The organism is Azonexus sp. R2A61, assembly GCF_021401135.1.
In the GTDB taxonomy this organism is placed as follows: Bacteria; Pseudomonadota; Gammaproteobacteria; order Burkholderiales; family Rhodocyclaceae; genus Azonexus.
In genome coordinates this window covers 635,362-654,847 of record NZ_JACBFO010000001.1, presented here as the reverse complement: position 1 = coordinate 654,847, position 19,486 = coordinate 635,362, and the positions used below count along the sequence as shown (strand labels likewise).

At 67.7% G+C, this 19,486-nt stretch carries 14 protein-coding genes; 11 read left to right on the top strand and 3 right to left on the bottom strand.

The annotated features are described in order from the left end of the window. Window positions 1-4: 4 nt before the first annotated feature. The 11 genes from gspF (at window position 5) to L0962_RS03180 (ending at window position 10,155) form a co-directional block, all read left to right on the top strand. The gene (gene gspF / locus L0962_RS03230; protein ID WP_234084102.1) at window positions 5-1,216 is read left to right on the top strand and encodes a type II secretion system inner membrane protein GspF; all 1,212 of its coding nucleotides are present in this window, start codon (window positions 5-7) and stop codon (window positions 1,214-1,216) included. Between the two features lie 4 nt (window positions 1,217-1,220). Beyond that, window positions 1,221-1,655 carry a type II secretion system major pseudopilin GspG gene (gene gspG, locus L0962_RS03225; RefSeq protein ID WP_234084100.1) on the top strand — a complete coding sequence of 145 codons (435 nt, stop codon included), beginning with the start codon at window positions 1,221-1,223 and terminating at the stop codon, window positions 1,653-1,655. Continuing rightward, on the top strand, window positions 1,627-2,166 hold the full coding sequence (locus tag L0962_RS03220; RefSeq protein ID WP_234084098.1) for a type II secretion system protein: 540 nt from the start codon (window positions 1,627-1,629) through the stop codon (window positions 2,164-2,166). The genes gspG and L0962_RS03220 overlap by 29 nt, the downstream gene beginning before the upstream one ends. Further along, window positions 2,163-2,528, top strand: coding sequence for a type II secretion system minor pseudopilin GspI (gspI, locus tag L0962_RS03215; RefSeq protein WP_234084096.1), 366 nt, complete (start codon window positions 2,163-2,165; stop codon window positions 2,526-2,528). Before L0962_RS03220 ends, gspI begins: the two co-directional genes overlap by 4 nt. Further along, window positions 2,528-3,088, top strand: coding sequence for a type II secretion system minor pseudopilin GspJ (gene gspJ / locus L0962_RS03210; protein ID WP_234084093.1), 561 nt, complete (start codon window positions 2,528-2,530; stop codon window positions 3,086-3,088). Before gspI ends, gspJ begins: the two co-directional genes overlap by 1 nt. Then, window positions 3,069-4,001, top strand: a complete 933-nt coding sequence (gene gspK / locus L0962_RS03205) for a type II secretion system minor pseudopilin GspK (RefSeq protein WP_234084091.1) — start codon at window positions 3,069-3,071, stop codon at window positions 3,999-4,001. The genes gspJ and gspK overlap by 20 nt, the downstream gene beginning before the upstream one ends. Then, complete coding sequence (gene gspL / locus L0962_RS03200) at window positions 3,998-5,134, top strand: type II secretion system protein GspL (protein ID WP_234084089.1); 1,137 nt, start codon at window positions 3,998-4,000, stop codon at window positions 5,132-5,134. Before gspK ends, gspL begins: the two co-directional genes overlap by 4 nt. After that, window positions 5,131-5,634, top strand: coding sequence for a type II secretion system protein GspM (gene gspM / locus L0962_RS03195; protein WP_234084079.1), 504 nt, complete (start codon window positions 5,131-5,133; stop codon window positions 5,632-5,634). Before gspL ends, gspM begins: the two co-directional genes overlap by 4 nt. Beyond that, window positions 5,631-6,353, top strand: coding sequence for a type II secretion system protein N (locus L0962_RS03190; RefSeq protein WP_234084077.1), 723 nt, complete (start codon window positions 5,631-5,633; stop codon window positions 6,351-6,353). Before gspM ends, L0962_RS03190 begins: the two co-directional genes overlap by 4 nt. Window positions 6,354-6,429: 76 nt before the next feature. After that, window positions 6,430-8,652 (top strand): PhoX family phosphatase, encoded by a 2,223-nt coding sequence (locus L0962_RS03185; protein WP_234084068.1) that lies wholly within the window; start codon window positions 6,430-6,432, stop codon window positions 8,650-8,652. A 93-nt stretch (window positions 8,653-8,745) separates the two neighbouring features. Next, window positions 8,746-10,155, top strand: a complete 1,410-nt coding sequence (locus L0962_RS03180) for a deoxyribodipyrimidine photo-lyase (protein WP_234084066.1) — start codon at window positions 8,746-8,748, stop codon at window positions 10,153-10,155. A gap of 25 nt (window positions 10,156-10,180) precedes the next feature. Here the strand turns inward: L0962_RS03180 and L0962_RS03175 are convergent, their stop codons facing one another. The 3 genes from L0962_RS03175 to L0962_RS03165 form a co-directional block, all read right to left on the bottom strand. Next, complete coding sequence (locus L0962_RS03175; RefSeq protein WP_234084063.1) at window positions 10,181-11,740, bottom strand: bacteriohemerythrin; 1,560 nt, start codon at window positions 11,738-11,740, stop codon at window positions 10,181-10,183. A 130-nt stretch (window positions 11,741-11,870) separates the two neighbouring features. After that, on the bottom strand, window positions 11,871-17,288 hold the full coding sequence (locus tag L0962_RS03170; RefSeq protein ID WP_234084053.1) for an Hpt domain-containing protein: 5,418 nt from the start codon (window positions 17,286-17,288) through the stop codon (window positions 11,871-11,873). Window positions 17,289-17,307: 19 nt separating this feature from the next. Then, window positions 17,308-19,443, bottom strand: a complete 2,136-nt coding sequence (locus tag L0962_RS03165) for a methyl-accepting chemotaxis protein (RefSeq protein ID WP_234084051.1) — start codon at window positions 19,441-19,443, stop codon at window positions 17,308-17,310. Window positions 19,444-19,486: the final 43 nt, after the last annotated feature.

Sequence of the window (19,486 nt, the reverse complement as noted above, 5' to 3'; positions counted from 1 at the left end):
GCCGATGACCGCCTTCCACTACCGGGCCATCGCCCTCGACGGCCGCGAAAGCCAGGGCAGCATCGACGCCGATTCGCCGCGCCAGGCGCGCAGCGCGCTGCGCGAGCGCGGCCTGCTTGCGGTCGACCTGCAGACCGCCGCAAAAACCGTCGGCGCGACAAGCACCGGCGGCCGCCCGCCGCGCCTCGGCAACACCGCGCTGATGCTGCTCACCCGCCGCTGGTCCACGCTGCTCGCCGCCGGCATTCCGATCGAACGCGCGCTGGCGGCGCTGATCGAACAGAGCGACGAGGCGCCGACCCGGCAACTGCTCGGCGCGATCCGCGACGAACTGCTGGCCGGCCACCCGCTGCACCGGGCGCTGGAACATTTCCCGCAGACCTTCGGCAGCCTGTACCGCGCGCTGGTCGCCGCCGGCGAGCAGAGCGGCCAGCTCGACCAGGTCATGCAACGGCTGGCCGACAGCCTGGAAAGCAGCGGCGCGCTGCGCCAGAAAATCCTGCAGGCGACGATCTACCCGGCCGTCGTCAGCGTCGTCGCGCTGCTCGTCGTCGGCGCGCTGATGCTCTACGTCGTGCCGCAGGTCGTCGCCGTGTTCCAGAGCGGCAAGCAGAGCCTGCCTTTGCTGACGCAGGGCCTGATCCTGGTCAGCGATGCCCTGCGCGCGATCTGGCCGCTGCTGCTGGCCGGCGCCGCCGGCGGTCTCTGGCTGTGGCGCCGCGCCTGGCGCCATGCCGCCTTCCGCCACGCCCGGCAGTCGCGGCTGATGCGCCTGCCGGTGCTCGGCCGGCTGCTGGTCGCGCTGGACAGCGCCCGGCTGGCGCAGACGCTGGCCATCCTGGTGTCGAGCGGCGTGCCGCTGCTCGGCGCGCTGCAGGCGGCCTGCGCGGTGGTCTGGCTGGCGCCGCTGCAGCAGGCGCTGACCGCCGCCACCGCCGAGGTCCGCGAAGGCAGCAGCCTGCAGCGCGCGCTCGCCCGTTCCGGGCGGTTTCCGCCGCTGCTGGTGCATATGGTCGGCAGCGGTGAATCCTCCGGTCGACTGGGCGAAATGCTGGAAAAAGCGGCGCGCCAGCAGAACGACGAAGTCACCACCCGGCTGAGCACCGCGACGACGCTGCTCGAACCGCTGCTGATCCTGCTGATGGGCGGCGTCGTGCTGCTCATCGTGCTGGCGATCCTGCAACCGATCATCGAAATCAACCAACTGCTGCGGTAAACCCATGAAAAACCCCATTTTTCGCCAGACCGGCTTCACCCTCATCGAAGTCATGGTCGTCGTCGTCATCCTCGGCATTCTCGCCGCGCTGGTCGTTCCCAAGGTGATGAGCCGGCCGGACGAGGCGCGCATCGTCGCCGCCCGCCAGGACATCGCCGGCCTGCTGCAGGCGCTCAAGCTCTACCGCCTCGACAACCGCCGCTACCCAACCAGCGAACAGGGCCTGAAGGCGCTGACCGAAAAGCCGACGCTGGCGCCGATCCCCGACGGCTGGAAGGCCGGCGGCTACGTCGAGCGGCTGCCGCTCGACCCGTGGGGCCAGCCCTACCAGTACCTGAATCCGGGACTGCGCGGCGAAATCGACGTGTTCAGCTTCGGCGCCGACGGCGCGCCGGGCGGCGAAGGCCACGATGCGGACATCGGCAACTGGTCGCTGTGATCGGCCGACGGTTTTCTGCGGTCGACCGCGGTCGACCGCAAAAAACTGCGGCTTCACGCTGATCGAGATTCTCGTCGCGCTGGTCATCGTCGGCGTGCTGGCCGGCGGCGTCGCGCTGGCGATGCCCGATCCGGCCGCTGCCGAGCGCTCGGCAGCGCTGCGCGACTGGCATCGCCAGGCCGATCTGGCGGCCCGCCGCGCGCTGGCCGGCGCGCGGCCCTGGGCCTGGGAGATCGGCCAGGCGCCCGGCAACCTGACCGCCGCCCGCCTGCTGGTCGACGAAAACGGGCAATGGCGACCGGCGGCCGGCGCCGACGGCCACTGGCGGCCGCTGCCCGCGGGGCTGCGACTGAGCACGCTGGACATCGAAGGGCAGACCGGCATGACCGGCGGCCGCATTGTTTTTGCGGCAATTCCGCCGCTCTTTGCGGTCGACCTCGACGACGGCGGAAAACGCTGGCGCATCGCCGGCCGGCCGAGCGGCGCGATCGCCATGGAGCGGCTGCCGTGACGCGCCGGACTGGCGGCTTCACGCTGCTCGAAATCCTGGTCGCGCTGGCCATCCTGGCGCTCGGCCTGGCCGCTGCCGGCCGTGCCGGACTGGGCGCGGCGAACACCGCCGAAGCGCTGCGCGAACGCCAGCTGGCCGGCTGGGTCGCCGAAAACCAGGCGGCGCTGCTGCACGCCACCCGCGCCTGGCCCGAAGCGGGCAGCACACAGGGAAGCAGCCGCCTGGGCGAGCGCGATTTCGTCTGGCGCATGCGCGTCGAACCGGCGGCCCGCGACAGCTTCCGGCGCTTCGAGATCGCGGTTGCCGCCGCCGACCAGGACGTAGCGCTGGCCACGCTGGTCGGCTACCTGGGGCGTCCCTGATGCGCCCGCAACGCGGCTTCACGCTGATCGAAATCCTGGTCGCCGTGGCCTTGCTCGGCCTGCTCGGCGTGCTCGGCTACCGTGGCCTGGAAGCCTCGACCCGCCACGCCGAACGCCTGCAGGCGATGGCCGTTCGCTGGCAGGACGTCGCACTGACCTTCGCCCGGCTGGGCAGCGACGTCCGCCAGGCGGTCGGCCAGCCGGGCCGCGACGACGCCGGACGGCGCACCGCCGCCTGGCAGCAGGAGGCGACGCAGCTGACCCTGAGCCGGATCGCCGATGCCGGCGACAGCCTCGGACGCATCACCTGGCGCCTGCGCGACGACCGGCTCGAACTGCTGACCTGGCCATCGATCGACTCCAGCGCACCGACGCAGGCCTACACCCTGCTCACCGGCGTCGAGGCCATCGAACTGGCCAGCCTGGATCGCGACAACCGCTGGCTGACCGCCTGGCGCCCGCGCGACCCGCAAGACCTGCCGCGCGCGCTGCGCATCCGCATCCGGCTGCACGAACTCGGTACGCTGGAAAGGATTTTCGATGTCGCCGCCGCGCGCTGACCCGGCTGCAAAAATGCCGCCGGCGGACCGTCGACCGCAACAACGCGGCAGTGCGGTGATCGCCGCGATGCTCGTCGTCGCGCTGGTCGCCGCGACCGGCAGCATGCTCTACGGCCGGATGGACGACTGGATCGAACGCAGCGCACTGCTGCGCGACAAGGCGCAGACCGGCGAACTGGCGCGCAACGCGGTGGACTATGCGGGCAGCCTGCTGGCCGCCGACGCGACGCGCGGCCCGGTCGACTCGCTGGACGAGGAATGGGCACGCCAACTCCCGCCGCTGCGCCACGAATCGGCAACGCTGCGCGGGCGCATCAGCGACCTGCAGGGCCGCTTCAACCTCAACAACCTGCGCCGCGACGACGGCCGGATCGACGACCGGGCCTACGCCGCCTATCGCCGCCTGCTGCTGTCGCTGGGCCTGGCGCCCGAACTGGCCGAGACGCTGGCCGACCATCTGGGCAGCCGTCCCGACGGCACCCGCCCGGCAGCCGCCGAACCCGGCCAGCCGCTGCGCACGCCCGGCGACCTGAAACGGATCGTCGGCTACACGCCGGCCGTGCTCGCCCGCCTGCAAACGCATATCGGCGTCCTGGCCGGCCAGCAGCCGGTGAACGTGAATACCGCGACGCCGGAAGTGCTGGCGGCGATCCAGCCGGGGCTGTCGCTGGCCGCCGCACGGGTCCTCGCCGATGGCCGGCGCAGCCTGCCCTTTCGCGACAGCAGCGATTTCCGCAACCGCCTGGCCGACCCCGGACTGCCCGCCAGCCTGGTCCCGATCGCCGCCGGCAGCCGGCATTTTCTGGTCGACATCGAAGTCGACCGCGAGCATGCCCGCAGCCGTGCCGTCGCGCTGCTGCAACGGCCGCTGGCCGGCCGGCAACCCATCCTTCTCTGGCTGACCTTGCTGTGACCCCTACCCTGACCCTGATCATTCCTGCCGACTGGCCGCAACGCCGCCGCGACTGCCCGTGGCTGCTGCACGATGCCGCCGGCCGGCTGCTGCGCCGCGGCTGCAGCGAACCGGCACAGTGGCCCGCGCCGCCGGCAAACGGCGCATCCTGCATCCTGCTGCTGGCCGGCCGCCAGACCAGCGCCCGACGGGTCGCGCTGCCGCCCCCGCCGGCCGGCCACCGGCCGGCAGTGATCGGCGCCGCGCTCGAGGAACAACTGCTCGAGGCGCCGGCGCAATTGCTGTTTGCGGTCGACAGCGAAAATCCGGAAAAAAGCGGGCAACGCGTCGGCATCGTTGCGCGGGCGCGCCTCGCCGCCCTCGTCGAGCGGCTGCGCGAACTCGGCTGGACGCCGCGCGCCGCCTGGCCGCTCGGCCTGTGCCGTCCGCACCCGGCGGCCTGGCTGTGCGGCGGCGAACTCACCATCAGCCATGCCGACAGCTGCCACAGCCTCGCGCCGGATGCCGGACTGACGCAGTGGCCGGGCCTCGGCCCCGAACTGACGCTGCATGTGCTCGACGACGCGCCGGCCGGCCGCCACGACGAAACGCTAGACCGCCTGCCGCGCAGCGAACAGCCGCCGCTGGCGCCGGCCGGCCCCGGCTTCCTGTACGGCGAACTGGCCCCGCCGCGAGCGCCCGTCGCCTGGCTCTCCCGGCTGCGCCCGGCCGGCCGCCTGGCGGGGCTTGGCAGCCTGCTGCTGGTCGCCCTGCTGGTCGCCCAGAGCGCCTGGTTCGCCTGGCAGGAACGGCAAATGCGCGGCCGCATCGACCAGGCCTTTACCGCGGCTTTGCCGGGCGCCGTCAAGGTCGACCCGCAGCGCCAGCTCGAACGACGGCTGGCCGACGCCCGCCGGCAGAACGGCCAACTGGCGGCCGACGATTTCCTGGCACTGGCCGCGCCACTCGCCGAGCTACCCGCCGGCAGCCTGCGCATCGTTGCCATGGACTATGCCGACGGCCGCTTGCGGATCAGCGCCCGGCTCGATGCCGAGAACCGCGCACGATTGAGCGCCGCCGCGGCGCGCCGGGGCATCGCGCTGGATGCGACATCGCCCGACGAATTGACGCTGACGCCCGGAGAAACACGATGAGAGCGCCGTTGCCCCCCAGCCTGCGCCAGCGCACCCAGGCCTTCTGGTCGCAGCGCGCACCGCGCGAGCGCCTGGCCCTGCGCCTGCTCGCCGGCATCCTGCTCGTTGCCCTGCTGGCGCAGACGCTGTGGTCGCTGGCGCAATACCGGCAACGTCAGTTGCGCCAGTTGCCGATACTCGCCGCCAGTGCGGAACGCATGACGCAACTGGCCGAAGCATGGCGTCTGCAAGCCCCGCCGGGCGATCTCGAAGCGCCATCGATGGCAACGCTCCAGCCGGCCATCGAGGCCCGACTGAGCGAACTCGGGCCGGGCATGCAGGCCCGCTGGCAAGGCCGGCGGCTCGCCCTGACCGGGCAGGCGGATTTTGCCCGCTGGATCGCGTGGACCGCAGCCGTGCAAAGGGAATACCGCTTGATTCCCGAAAAATGCACGCTCCGCGACGTCGACGGGCGACTGCAAATCGATGCCGTCTACCGCCCGGCCGGCGGCGAATCGTGAAGCGGACGCCCTGGCTCGGCGCGTTCGCCGCGCTGCTGATCTTGCTCATCCTGCGCTTGCCGGCGCATCTCGCCGGTCGCCTGGCCGAGAACGCCTGCGCCGGCCAGTGCCGGATCGCCGCCACGCAAGGCAGCATCTGGCGCGGCAGTGGACGCCTGTTCGTCGCCATCGACGGCAACTGGATCGACCTCGGCGACTTGCGCTGGCGCCTGCCGGCCGACGGGGCCATCGGCGAACTCTTCCTGGCCAATGGCGTGGTGCGCTGGACGGCCCCGAACCGCATCGAGATCGCCGATCTGGCCGTACCGGCGAACGCCGTGCTCGGCCAGCCGGCACTGGCGCTGCCGACCGCGCACTGGCAAGGCTTGCTGCAAATCGACTCGGCCCGGCTGCGCATCGATCCCGCCGCGCTGCAGCGCTGGCAAGGTGACGGGCAGATCCGCTGGCTGGGCGCCGCCAGCGGGCTGCTCGCCGATTTTCCGCTGGGCGACTATCGCCTCGACTGGCAATACCTGCCCGACAGCGGCTTTACCGGCCAACTCGCCGGCGGCCGCGGCGAGATCGTCCGGGCCGACGCACGGATCGACGGACATCGACTGCATGCCGACATCCGCCTGCAGGCGCCGGCGCTCGGCATCCTCGCTCCCTATCTGGGCATGCTGCCCGGAACCGCGCAGACGGCGCCGGGAGACTACCGGGTTTCGGCCAGCCTGCCCTGAAACATGCCGTTCATCGCCGTGTCATGATGGCTTTCGATAATGCCGCTTCCTTCATTTCCCTTTACTAGCCACCGCCATGTCCGACGCCTTGACCAAACACCACCCCGACTCCCCGAACGGCTGCGACGACGTTTCCAGGAACGACTCCGGCAACCTCGATTTCGCCAGCGTGCTGGAAGCCCGCCTGTCGCGCCGCAACCTGCTGAAGGGCAGCTTCGGCCTCGCTGCCGGCAGTTTCATGAGCTTCGGCCTCGCCGGCTGCAACGACAGCAAGAGTGAAAGCAGCAACGCCTTCTCGCTCGGCTTCAGCGCCGTCGCCAAGGGCCTGACCGACGAACTGCGCATTCCGGGCGGCTACACCTTCACGACGCTCTACCGCCTCGGCGACCCGATCAACACGCTGACCCCGAGCTATGCCAACGATGGCACCGACACGGCAGCCAGCTTCCAGTTCCGCGCCGGCGACCACCACGACGGCATGGCTTATTTCGGCCTGAACAGCAGCGGCCTGGCCAAGGACCTGAGCAACGTCGGCCGCGGCCTGCTGTGCATGAACCACGAAAACATCACGCAGATCTTCCTGCACACCGTCGCCGAAGTCGGTGCCGGCTTCCCGACCGCGTCGCGCGTCGTCTCCCAGATCGACAAGGAAGTTCATGCCCACGGCGTGTCGGTGATCGAGGTCGTCCGTAGCGGCAGTTTCTCGGTCAACAAGCTGTCCGGGTTCAACCGCCGCTACACCGCAGCCAGCGACATGACCCTGAGCGGTCCGGCGGCCGGCGACGACCTGATGGTCACGCCCTACTCGCTGACCGGCGTCGCCACCCGCGGCACGCTGAACAACTGCGCCAACGGCACCACGCCGTGGGGCACCTATCTGACCTGCGAGGAAAACTGGGCCGGCTACTTCAAGCGCCAGACCAGCGCCTCGCTCTCCTCGGCCAAGGAAACCGCGGCCCAGAACCGCTATATCGGCTCCGGTGCCAGCAACGGCAGCTACGGCTGGGCCAACCCGACCGGCGGCGACACCAGCGGCAACGGGCTCTACGATCGCTGGAACATCTCGCAGACCGGCGCCGATGCAACGGCCGACTACCGCAACGCCGCCAACACCATGGGCTGGGTCGTCGAGATCGACCCATATGCCCCGGCCAGTGCGCCGCACAAGCGTACCGCGATGGGCCGCTTCGGCCACGAAGGCGCCCAGCCGGCCAAGGCTGTGGTCGGCAAGCCGATCGTCTACTACATGGGCGACGATTCCCGCGGCGAGTACATCTACAAATACGTGTCGACCCAGAACTGGAGCGCCAGCGATGCCAATGGCGGCCTTACTTCGGGCGACAAGTATCTCGACGACGGCAAGCTCTACGTCGCCACCTTCGCTGCCAACGGCAGCGGCACCTGGACCGAACTCAACATCGCCGATGCCGCCATTGCCGCTGCCGCTTACGGCTTTGCCGACCAGGCCGATGTGCTGATCAACTGCCGGATCGCGGCTGACGTCGTCGGCGCAACGCCGATGGACCGTCCGGAATGGACCGGCGTGCATCCGGTGACCGGTGAAATCTACGTCACGCTGACCAACAACAGCGACCGCGGCAAGACCGGCACGACGACCGGCGGCAAATCGCGCGCCCTCGACGCGGCCAATCCGCGCTACTACAACGATGGCGAAGGCAACACCGGCAACGTCAACGGCCACATCGTGCGCATTCGCGAAACCGGTGACGACCATGCCGCAACCACCTTCACCTGGGACGTCTACCTGTTCGGTGCCGAGGACGATCAGTTCGGCAACACCTCGATCAACCTCTCCGGCCTGACCGATGACAACAACTTCTCCAGCCCGGACGGCCTATGGTTCAGCCAGGCGGTACCCGGCCTGATGTGGCTGCAGACCGACGATGGCGCCTATACCGACGTGACCAACTGCATGATGCTCGCCGCGCTGCCGGGCAAGGTCGGCGACGGTCGCACGGTCACCGTCGACAACCTGGCGGTACCGGCCAATGCCGGTGCCGACCAATCGGTGACCAGCTACGCCGGCAAGAATGCGACGCCGGCGACACTGCGCCGCTTCCTGGTCGGTCCGAAGGGTTGCGAAATCACCGGCATCACCGAAACCCCCGATGGCAAGGCAATCTTCGTCAATATCCAGCACCCGGGCGAAAATACCGGCGCCGGCGTGATCGGCACCCCGGCCAGCTTCGAAAGCCACTGGCCGGATGGCGGCAGCGCCCGTCCGCGCTCGACGACCATTGTCATCACCAAGGACAACGGCGGCCTGATCGGTTCCTGACCGCTCGACGAGCTCCCTGCAGGCAAACCGCCGCGCCCCCGGGTGCGGCGGTTTTTTTATAATGCCGGCGGAACAATTCCGGAACGATCCGCCATGCCTGCCCCCGCCCTTGTCTGGTTCCGTCGCGACCTGCGCGACCACGATCACGCCGCACTCGGCGCCGCCATCGCCAGCGGTGCGCCGGTGCACTGCGCCTTCGTCTTCGATACCGACATCCTCGATGCCCTGCCCGAGCGCCGGGATCGGCGGCTGGAATTCATCCTCGGCAGCCTGCGCGAACTGGATGCTGCGCTCCGTCAGCGGGGCGGCGGACTGCTGGTCCGGCACGGCCGCGCCGTCGACGAGATTCCCGCCCTGGCCCGCCAGCTGGGAGTCGGTGCCGTATTCGCCAACCGCGATTACGAGCCTGCCGCCAAGCAGCGCGACACCACGGTCGAGCGCCGGCTGGCCGAACAGGGCATCCGCTTCCATGCCTGCCGGGATCAGGCGATCTTCGACTGCGATACCCTGCTCACCGGTGCCGGCCGCCCGTACACGGTGTTCACGCCGTACCGCAATGCCTGGCTCAAGCGCCTGACCGCGGCCGACCACGCGCCGATCGATTGTCGCGGTCGACTCGCGCCCAGCCCGGAAAATGCTTTGCCCGGGCTGGCCGAGCTCGGCTTCCTGCCGACCAATCTGGGCGAACTGGGCATCCAGCCGGGCATGTCGGGCGCCCGCGCCCTGTGGGACGAGTTCCGCACATCGCGCCTCGCCCGCTACGGCCAGTTGCGTGATTTTCCGGCGGTCAAGGGCGTCAGCTACCTGTCGGTGCACCTGCGTTTCGGCACCCTATCGATCCGCGAACTGGTCACCGCAGCGCTCGCCGAGGGAGCCGACAGCTGGCTCAACGAGCTGATCTGGCGCGATTTCTACTTCATGATCCTCGACCGTTTCCCGCATGCGGTCGACGGCGCTTTCAAGCCCGAATACGACGCCATCCGCTGGGATGACTGGCCGGCCGGCCTGGCTGCCTGGCAGCAGGGGCGTACCGGTTATCCGCTGGTCGACGCGGCGATGCGTCAGCTCAACCATAGCGGCTGGATGCACAACCGGCTGCGCATGGTCGCCGCCTCCTTCCTGTGCAAGGATCTTGGGGTCGACTGGCGGCTGGGCGAGAAATACTTTGCCGATCACCTGAACGATTTCGACCTGTCGGCCAACAACGGCGGCTGGCAGTGGGCGTCGTCCAGCGGCTGCGATGCGCAGCCCTACTTCCGCATCTTCAACCCGGTCACCCAGTCGGAAAAATTCGACCCGCAGGGCAGATTCATCCGCCGCTACCTGCCGGAACTGGCGCGGGTACCGGACAAGTACATCCACGCACCGTGGCGCATGGGACACCTGGAACAGGAGGCCATCGGCACCGTCATCGGCCGCGACTACCCGGCGCCCATCGTCGATCACGCGGCGGCCCGGGAGAAAACCCTGGCGCGCTACGCGGTGGTCAGAAAAACCGGCTAGGCTGCGGTCGACCGCAGCAAGGCGGTCAATTCACCAGTTCGCGCAAGCGGGCATCCTCGTGCAGGATGTGGCGGACCAGCCAGGTCCGCAGATAGACCAGCACGTCGAATTGCGCCGTCAGCGGGTTGTCGTGCAGTTCGGCGTAGAACTCGCGCAGGCGCGCCTCGAACTCGCCATGCTGGTGCCGCTGGCGCCCCAGGGCGTGATAGCCGTGATGATCCATCATCCGTTCCTCGGCCCGGAAATGCACCTGCACGTACTGATCGAGCGCCTTCATGACGCGCGCCACCTCGCGCGAGCCGCGCTTGGTCGACACGACTTCGTAGAGATCGTTGGTCAGGTCGAACAGGTAACGATGATGCTCGTCGATGACGTCGATGCCGACGCTCAGTGCATCGTCCCAGCGCACCCACTCGCATTGGTGCGGCGGCAGTTCGGGCAGGTCGAGCACCTGATTCGGATCGATGATGTCGTCGCGGTACAGTTCGCGGATGCGCATCACCTCCGGCAATGCCTGCATGAACCCTGCGACGACCGCCGGATCGAAATGGCTGCCGGATTTCTCGCGCACCCAGGCCACCGCCTGATCGACCGGCCAGGGATCCTTGTAGGGGCGCCGCGAAGTCAGCGCGTCGAACACGTCGGAAACCGCGCAAATCCTCGCCAGCAGCGGGATGTCCTCTCCCGCCAGACCTTCCGGGTAACCGCCGCCGTCCCAGTGCTCGTGGTGACTGGCGGCAATGTCGCGGGCCGCCTGGATCAGCGCATCGTCGCCATCGAGCAGGCGCTTGCCGATGCCGGTATGGCCCTTCATCACCTCGTATTCGTCGGACGACAGCCGACCCGGCTTGAGCAGGATGGCATCGGGAATGCCGATCTTGCCGACGTCGTGCATCGGCGCACAGATACTCAGCAATTCGCGCTCCTCGGCCGACAGGCCCATGGCCTTGGCGATCGCGGTGGCGATATGGGTCATGCGCATGATGTGCATGCCAGTCTCGTTGTCGCGATATTCGGAAGCCGTGCCGAGACGCCGGATGGCGTCGGTCCGGGCATCTTCCAGTTCGACCTCGCGCACGCGCAGGGTTTCGTTGATGATCAGGCGACAGACGAGTACCGACAACGCCTGCGCCAGGTCGCCCATGAACTCGAATTCGATGGCATCGGCCTGCCAGCCGGGATCGACGAAGATCAATGCCTTGCCGATCAGGCGGCCGTTGTCGCGCAGCGGCAGCATGAAGCAAGCGGCATCGGCCGGAATGCTTTGCCGCATCGGCAACGGCAGACGCGCCGCAACGCTGCGGCTCAGCACGACCTGGTCGTCGTCCTCCGACGCCAGGTGATACGGCGAAACTTCGGCATCGATGCAGTCCCAGGCCGGCGGCAGGCCGAACTGGGCCGCCTGCAGCAACAGCCCGCGCGAGTTGTACAGCAGGATCAGGCTGTGCGGCAAAACCCGGATGCCGGGCAGCGAACACAGCAGCTCATGCAAGCGCCCCAGCATGTCGTCCAGGTCACCGCCGTCGATCCGGGTCAGGTCGAAGACCAGCCGGCTGATCGCGAGAATTTCCTGTTCCTTGTCCATCGGACCGCTTTCCCCGGCTTCAATCGAAACAAGTTCTCATTATAGGCATGCAGGAATTTCGCTGGCGAGCGCGGCTTGCGATTTTCGGCAATGGCAGCCGGTTGACCGCAGCGCTGCGGTCAACCGGAAATCACTCGGCTTTCCGACAATAGCCGGCGACCAGCGCGAGCAGTTCTTCCTCGTCGTAGGGCTTGCCGAGGTAATGGTTGGCGCCGATTTCCAGCGCGTAGTTGCGATGCCGGTCGGCCGTGCGCGAGGTGATCATGATCACCGGAATATGCCGCAGCTGCGCGTCGGCCCGGACGTTGCGGACGAAGTCGAAACCGTCCATGCGCGGCATCTCGATGTCGGACAGGATGACATCCGGCCGTTCGTCGACCAGATGCTCCAGCGCATCGACGCCGTCCTTGGCCAGCAGGACCTGATAGCCCTCGCGCAGCAGCAGGCGGCTGGTGATCTTGCGCACGGTCAGCGAGTCGTCGACGATCATCACCGTCGGCAGACGCTGCTCGCCCTGCGCCACCACGGCGCGCGGCACCACGCTGCCGGCCGGCAGCGCATCGCGGCGGCTGGCCAGCGCGACCGGGTTGAGAATCAGCACCACGCGTCCGTCGCCGAGCACGGTCGCCCCGGCCACGCCGACCACGCGCGCCAGCTGGGCACCGATATTCTTGACGACGACTTCCTGGTTGCCCTTCAGTTCGTCGACCAGCACCCCAACGCGCTGGCTGCCCGAACGCAGCAGCAGCACCCAGTACTGGCGATGCGCTTCCGGCTGCGTTTGTACGTCACCCAGCAGATGGGGCAGGAAATGGAAGGGATAGTGCTGCCCCTGCCATACGGCTTCGCCGACCTCGCGGATCGCGTTGAGGCCCTTTTCCTTCAGTTCGAGCACCTGCTCGATCATCGTCGACGGCACGGCGAACATCTGCGTCGCCGCCCGCACCAGCAGCGTCTGCGTGACCGCCAACGTCAGCGGCAGGTAGAGGCGGAAGGTGGTGCCCTGACCGGCTTCGCTGGCGATTTCGATGCGCCCGCCCAGCGCCGAGACTTCGGTCTTGACCACATCCATGCCGACGCCGCGGCCGGATACCTGGGTCACCTCGCTGGCGGTCGAAAACCCGGGCTGGAAGATGAAATCGAACAGTGCCGCATCGCCGATATCGGCATCCGGCGCCAGCAGCCCGAGGGCTTCGGCCCGCGCCCGGATGCGCCCGCGGTCCAGGCCGCGCCCGTCGTCGCTCAGCGTCAGGATGATTTCGTTGGCTTCCTGAGCCAGTTTCAGGACGATTTCGCCGCTTTCCGCCTTGCCGGCAGCGACACGCTCGTCGCGCGCTTCGATGCCGTGGGTGATCGCGTTGCGCAGCATGTGTTCGATCGGCGCCAGCATCTTGTCCAGCACCGAACGGTCGACATCGACCTGACCGCCGACGATGTCGAGGTTGGCCCGCTTGCCGACTTCCTTGGCAGTCTGCCGGACGATCCGGTAGAGCCGTTCCGACTGGCTGGCAAACGGCAACATGCGCACACCCATCAGCTCCTGCTGCAGGCTGCGGTTGAGGCGTGCCTGGGCGAGGATGGCGGCGTTGGCGTCGTCGAGGTTCTTGAGCAAGGTCTGCTGCACGGTCGCCACGTCGTTGACCGACTCGGCCATGAAGCGGGTCAGCTCCTGGAAGCGCGTGAAGCGGTCGAGTTCGAGCGGATCGAATTCGGCCTGACCGTCGTGCGACTGGGCGACACGCGTCTGGATCTGGGTCTCGGCCTGGATTTCGATCTCGCGCAACTGGCGGCGCAGACGGATGACGTTTTCGGTCAGGTCGAGCAACGAGCCCTTCAGGCCGCGCATTTCGCCTTCGATCCGGGCGCGGGCGATGGACAGCTCGCCGGCCTCGTTGACCAGCCGGTCGATCAGGTCGGCGCGTACGCGCAGGTTGGCCTGCTGGCCCGCGCCATCGGTCTCGCCGACCGATGGGCCGTCGGCTGCGGTCGACGGCTCCGCCGGCGCAATTTCTCCGGCATCGGCGAGGCCTTCGTGCCCGGTCGCTGTCGCCGATTCACCAGCCAACAGGCGCTCGACCGCCTGGGCCAGCGCATCGCAACCGTTCTCGATTTCGTCGATGAACGCGCTGGTTGCATCGCCGGCCACGCTGGCTTCCTGAACACGCGTCTCAAGCAGGTGGGTGGCTTCGCCGAGGTTCATCGCCCCGGCCATCCGGGCATTGCCCTTGAAGGTGTGCAACAGGCGGGCGATGGCACGCGGCGCGGCCCCCTCCTTCGGTGCCTGGCGCCAGGCACGCAGTTGCTCGGTCAATTCGCGCAACTGATCCACCGCTTCTTCAAGGAAGATCGGCAGCAGTTGCTCGTCGAGTTCATCGTTCAGTTGCGGCAGCACGCTGGCGACGGCCGGCGCGACATCGACAGCCGGCTCGGCCGGCGCCGCTTCCCGGGCCGCCGGGTAAAGCGGGATGACCTCCGCCACGCCTTCGCCGGCAACCGGCGCCGACGGCACGTGCTGGAAGATCTCGGTCAACGCAACGAGCAGCGACGAAGCCTCTTCCGGCATCCGCTGCACGGCCAGTCCGTCGTACATTTCGCGCAAGGTCAGGATCGCCTGACGCACCGTTTCCAGACCTTCGACACTGCCCGGCTGACCCGACGCATCGCGCCGCAACAGGGCGTGCTCGAGCGCGATCGCCAGATGATGCAGGGGCAACAGGCCGACCGTCGCGGCGATGCCGCCGAGGGTGTGGGCTGCCCGTGTCATTTCGAAGGTGGTCGGTGCCAGCGGATCGGCATCGATCACTGCAAAGGCCTCGATCAGGGTGACCAGATGCCCGCGCGCTTCATCCCGGAAGATGTCGTACAAGGTCGGCGAGACCTGGATGGTCTGCACCGGTGCAAGCGCTTCGGCAGCCAGCGTCGAGTCGTCCGACAGGATGGCGGGCACTTCGGTGGCCGGTTCGGTCGCCGTTTGCTCGACCGGCGGTTCGGCGGCGGACGTATCTTCCGCCGTCACGGCGATGGCGTCGATCTCGTCAGGCAGGAAATCCGGCAGATCGAGTGTGATCTCCTCGACCGTGAGCTCGGCCGCCGGCAGACTTTCCGATGGCACTTCGGCGGCCTGCGGCAGCGCTCCCTCGATAGCATCCACTGCCTCGACGCCGCGCAGACGAGCGGCCAGCGCAACCAGCGCCCGCGGCTCGGGCGCCGTGCCTTCGCCGCTGGCCAGATGGGCGACCCAGGCCGAGAACAGCGCATGCTCGTCGTCGATCATGCCCAGCAGTTCCGGCGTGACCGCCATGTCCTGGCGCAACCACAGGTTGAGCGTCTGTTCGATTTCCCAGGCCGTTTCGCCTAGCTCGCCCAGCCCGACCATGCGACCGGAACCCTTCAGCGTGTGGGTGTTGCGGCGGATCGTGGTGAGTGCGTCGAGGTTGTGCGGATCGGCCGCCAGCAAACCCTTCTGTTCCGCCATCGCGGCCAGCACTTCGTGCGCTTCCTCGATGAAGATGGCCAGCAGCTCGGCATCGATCATTTCATGGCTGGAACCGGCCAGTTCAAGCGTTTCGGCAGACGGCGCCGGCGCATCGAGCTGCGGCGCACGCAGGCCGGACAGGGCCGCTTCGACCTGTTCGCCGGACTCCAGCGCAGCCAGTGCGGCCTTGGCCGATTCGCCGAGTTCGCGGTCGGCCACCAGATCGGCGTCCTTCTGCAGGGTCGTCAGGTTCTGGCGCAAGGCTTCCTGCAGATGCTGGTTGTCGGGCGCTGCCCGCAATGCATCGGCCAACGCCTTGGTTTCGCGTGCCTGCTGAGCCAGTTCGGCCTCGACCGTCAGCACCGGATCGTCGGCGACAACCGCCTCGCTTTCGCCGTGCAGGCGGCGGGAGAAGGCGGTGAAATCGTGCTCGCCGTGTTGCAGCGCATCGACGAAGAAGCCGAGCACCGAGAGTTCGTCGGCCACCGTCTGGAAATCGCCTTCGGCCGGCACATAGCCGGGCGCGGCAAAGCCCTCGATCCGGGAAATCGTCTGTTTCAGGCTGTTGACCGCAGCAAAATGCCCGAGCATCGCCAGTGCGCCGCCGATCTGCTTGAGCGGCGCCTCAAGGGCTTTGGTATCCAGCCCCTTGCCGGTGTCGCGGAAGAAGCCGTCGAGCGCCTGCTCGACCTGAGCCAGGCTGGCCTGGATTTCCCGGCCGACCTGGGCGATGAGCAGCTTTTCCTGCGCCCGACGGGTCATTTCGTCGAGCAGCGGCAGCGCCTCGTTGCTGGCCTGACGGCCGGCGATGCAGGCATAGAGCCGATCGACCATCAGATCGACCTGCTGCGCGAAATCGGTACCCAGCCGCCGGAAATTCTCCTGCGCATCGGCCAGCAGCAGAATGGCGGTTGCCACCTCCATGGCGACATTGTCGGCAAAACGGGCAGCGTCTTCGAGCAGCCAGTTGGCGATGGCCAGCATGCCCTGACCGAGCCGCTTCAGGTCGGTATGACCCAGTTCGCCGGTCAGTTGTGCGGCCTGCCGCGCCTGTTCGACGAACGCCGCCAGACTGGCCGGACTGCCGGCACAGTACTTGTTCCAGCCTTCCTCGAGGCCGACCACCAGTTCGCGCAGTCGGCGCAAGGCGATTTCCTGCGCCTTGGGCAGGGCCTGCACCGCTGCGGTCGACGGCAGCAGGGCCGGCAAATCGAAGATTTCCTGCGCCTGGGACACCAGCGGCGCAGCGTCGGCCGGCGCCTGGGCCACATAGAACAATGCCTCGCGCATGACACGCTCGGCCAGATTGCCCGAGCCTTCGAGCAAGCGGCGAATCTGCAGATCGATGCGCGAACATAGTTGGCGGGCCAACGGTTCATTGGCGATACTCGGTTCGCCGAGCGCTTCAAGAAAGGCCTGCGACACCCACCAGAACGACCGGGCGGCGGCATTCGGCTGTAGCGCTTCAATGGCGGCCAGCGCGTCGCTCATCGCCTGGCGCCCGGCCGCCGCCTCGGCCGGCTGTTTCAGCCAGCGCAACAGGCCTTTCTGGAATCGGGCGCGTTGCGTCCGCAGCGCCTTACGCATTTCGTCCGGCGTCAGCACCGGCGGCGTGATCTGCGCTTTCGGCGGTCGCAGGCTGAGGTCGGGATAGAACAGGTCGCCGGGATGCACTGGCGGCGCCCCGCGCGCCTCGGCTAGGCGCCCGTAGATCGGCAGCAGGCGCAAGGGTTGATGGGCTTCGCCAGCGATCAGGTCGTCGAGATACTGCCGCAATGCCGCCAGGGCTTCGGCCGCCACCTCGTGCACGATCGCCGCCGCTGCCAGCCGCCCCTCCTCGACGTCGAGGAGCAGGGCTTCGAGCAATTCGGTCAACTCGGTCACCCCGCTCAGGCCAACGATGTCGAGCGCACCGTTCACCTGGTGCACATGCGTCCGGCAGAACTTGACCTGCGTTGGATCACCGCTGGCCACCCAGGCGGCCAGCGCTTCCTCGGCCCGGCCCAGGGCCAGGTCGATCTCGCCCTTGACCCAGGTCAGCGGACCGAGATCGAATTCCGTTGCGACGTTCATGCGCGCTCGTCTATCAGAATCAATCGACCTTGAAACCGGCCACCGAGCCCTTCAGTTCGGAAGCCAGCGCGGACAGTTCATCGACCGCCTCGGCGGTACGCTGCGTACCGGCGGTGGTCTGCTCGGTCACCCGCAGGATGTCCTGCATCAGACCGGCAACGTGTGTTGCCGAATCGGCCTGCTCCTGCGTTGCGCCCGAGATCGACTCGATCAGGTCGGCCAGATTGCGCGACACCTGTCCGATCTCGGACAGTGCCTGACCGGCGGCATCGGACAGTTTGGCCCCTTCGACCACCCCCTGTGTCGATTGCTCCATCGCGGAAACCGCGTCCTGGGTATCGGTCTGGATGGTTTTCACGATGGCCGCGATCTGCTTGGTTGCTTCACCCGAGCGTTCGGCCAGACGCTGCACTTCTTCCGCAACCACGGTAAAGCCGCGCCCGGCATCGCCGGCGGAAGCCGCCTGGATGGCGGCATTCAGCGCCAGCACGTTGGTCTGTTCGGTAATGTCGGAAATCAGCTCCACGATTTCACCGATCTCCTGCGAGCTTTCGCCGAGGCGCTTGATCCGCTTCGAGGTTTCCTGAATCTGGTTGCGGATTTCGTTCATGCCCTTGATCGAATCCTGCACCGCCTGTGTCCCTTTTTCGGCGGCTTGCAGCGACTGGCGGGCAACCTGGGCGGATTGCATGGCGTTACCCGACACTTCGTTCATCGACCGCGCCATGACCAACGCCGACTGACCGGCTTCCTGAATTTCGCTGGACTGGCGCTCGGCGGCGCTGAGCAGTTCGGAAGACGTCTGGCGGGCGATTTCGGTCGCCGCCGTCACGCGATTTGCCGCATCGTTGATGCGGCCGACCAACACGCGCAGTTCTTCGATGGTGTAGTTGATCGAGTCGGCGATCGCACCGGTGATGTTCTCGGACACGGTGGCGGTAACGGTCAGGTCGCCGTCGGCCAGGTCGCCCAGTTCGTTCATCAGGCGCAGGATGGCATCCTGGTTTTCACGGTTGGCCTGCTCGGAGGTCAGGCGCTGGGCTTCGGCTTCCAGCGTCCGTTGCTGGTTGTCGGCCAAATAGACCCGGGCCAGCAGATAAAGCACGCCGGCCGCGGCCGCGATCAACAGGACCAGGAAGAGCAGGAAGAAGGCATGCCCGGCGAGGCCGGCCTGATAGGCGCGCGCCAGTTCGTCGGTTGCCAGCAGGAGTTGCTCGCTGCCGTTGAAGATGCGCGAACCGGCCTGCTTGGACAGGACTAGCGGCTGCATGTTGCCAAGGATGCCGGAAATCGCCGTCTCGTAATCCTTGAACGCCGCCTGCAAGGCGTCCAGCTTGCCCCGCACCTCACCATCGCCCCCCGCCTTGAGCAAGCCCTGCAGCAGGTCGCGGAAGTTGTTGGTGTCCTTGCCGAGCAGGAAAGCGACCTCCGGGTTGATTTCGGTACCGACCCGCAGCGCGGAAGCATTCTTCGCAATCCGCTGGGTCAGCATGACCAGCTGGTTGGCCGAAAAAACGTCGCGCGCACCGGCACCGGCCTGCAGTTTCAGCGAGGCGACCTGTTCGGTCAGCTCGAGCATCACCGCATTGTTGTCGTCGATGGTTGCCACGCTACGGCCGAGTTCGACCAGGCTCTTCTGTTGCGCCAGCACCGCCGAAGCGTCCTTGTCGGTCTGCGCCCACAGTTCGCCAAGCGCCTCGAGCTGAGGCCTGACCGCTCCCGGCGAAGCCGGCACATCGACACCGCTCAACTCACCGCCGGCATTCAGTCGTTCCAGCAGGGTGGCGAAGGTGTTGCGCGAATCATTGAGCTGGACGAAGGCCTCCGGGTTGCCCTGCAGCGCAAGGGAGGAAGCCTTGGCCAGCCGTTGCGACAGCATGCGCATTTCGCCGGAGGCCGCGACGTAGGCGGTACCGTAGGTCGAACTGCGGTTGTCCTGGAAGACCAGCACCGCGATCAGCAGCAGCAGGGCGACGAACACGCCACCCAGGATCTTCATCTGCTGGACGGCCGGCTTGTCCGCCAGGAAGGCGGGCATCGGCAACTTTGCCGACTTGCGGCCCGGTGTCGTCGCGTCTTCGTCAGCAGCGATCGTCATCGGTCCATCATTTTTCGCACCGGCGCCGAATTTCGGCAGCTTCAGGCTGAATGCCATGTCGTTTTCCTCCTCTCGAACCGCTTTTCGCGATCCGCCTTTG